Consider the following 952-nt stretch of genomic DNA (forward strand, 5'->3'; position numbering starts at 1 on the left):
ATCCGGCACTGGGGTTGTTTCCGAATTGAGTGGCGTTGCCGTGCTTCGAAAAATGGCACGTGCCACGGATTCGCCCGGATTGATGTCACAGTCGCGGCGGAGTATCGCGTTCGCGGGCGAATTTGAGGGCATGACTTGAACGAGATTCTTCACGCGGTCTTCAGCACGCAGGGCTTTGTCCTTGGCACCCTCGTGCCGTTTCTGTTCGTGCTCACCGTCGTCGTGTTCGTCCATGAGATGGGTCACTATCTTATCGGCCGCTGGTGCGGCATCGGCGTGAAGGCTTTTGCCATCGGCTTCGGCCCGGAACTCTTCGGTTTCAACGACCGCTACGGCACGCGCTGGAAGCTGTGCGCCATCCCGCTTGGCGGCTATGTCAAATTCGTCGGCGACATGAACGCGACATCGAGCCAGCCGAGTGCCGAAGACATCGAATCGTTGACCGAGGCCGAGCGCGAAGTCGCTTTCCACACCCAGCCGATCTGGAAGCGCGCGGCCACCGTCGTCGCCGGACCGTTGTTCAATTTCCTGCTGACGATCGCCGTCTTCGCGGTCCTGTTTTCGCTTTACGGCCGTCCGGTCATGGAGCCGACAGTGGCCGAAGTCGTTGCCGGCAGTCCTGCGGCGCGGGCAGGCATCCAGCCCGGCGACCGATTCGTCAAAGTCGACGGCAGCAAGGTGGAGACCTTCGCCGACGTTCAGCGCCTGGTCTCGGGTCGCGCAGGCGACGCCATCACTTTCACTATGTTGCGCGACGGCAAGGAAATCACCGTGACGGCGACGCCGCAGCCGATGGAGCAGCAGGACGCGCTGGGCAACAAGGTCAAGGTCGCGGTCATCGGCGTCGCCAACAACACCGAGCTTGGACAGCCGCGGCTGGTCTCCTACACGCCTGCGGGCGCACTGGCAGCGGCTGTCGAGGAAACCGGCCATGTCATCGAACGCACCGGCC

General features: G+C 62.8%; 1 protein-coding gene. It reads left to right on the forward strand.

Annotation, left to right across the window (positions count from 1 at the left end; genetic code table 11):
• Window positions 1-135: 135 nt before the first annotated feature.
• The coding region (locus tag EOA29_RS38015; protein WP_145970107.1) for an RIP metalloprotease at window positions 136-952 on the forward strand (817 nt) is incomplete at its 3' end.

Origin of the sequence: Mesorhizobium sp. M1E.F.Ca.ET.063.01.1.1 (assembly GCF_003998155.1) — a bacterium.
Taxonomy (GTDB): domain Bacteria; phylum Pseudomonadota; class Alphaproteobacteria; order Rhizobiales; family Rhizobiaceae; genus Mesorhizobium.